The organism is Streptococcus sp. SS-4456 (assembly GCF_036680365.1).
In the GTDB taxonomy this organism is placed as follows: domain Bacteria; phylum Bacillota; class Bacilli; order Lactobacillales; family Streptococcaceae; genus Streptococcus.
Genome location: NZ_JAVIHI010000131.1, coordinates 1 through 213 on the forward strand (window position 1 = coordinate 1; position 213 = coordinate 213).

At 48.8% G+C, this 213-nt stretch carries 1 rRNA gene; it reads left to right on the forward strand.

Annotated features, from left to right (window positions below):
• Positions 1–213, forward strand: a 23S ribosomal RNA gene (locus tag RFK25_RS11725); the annotation flags it as partial.

Below are 213 nucleotides of genomic sequence, written 5' to 3' on the forward strand. Positions count from 1 at the left end.
TAGCGGCGAGCGAAACGGCAGGAGGGCAAACCGAAGAGTTTACTCTTCGGGGTTGTAGGACTGCAATGTGGACTTAAAGAGTATAGAAGAATTACCTGGGAAGGTAAGCCAAAGAGAGTAACAGCCTCGTATTTGAAATAGTCTTTATACCTAGCAGTATCCTGAGTACGGCGAGACACGCGAAATCTCGTCGGAATCCGGGAGGACCATCTC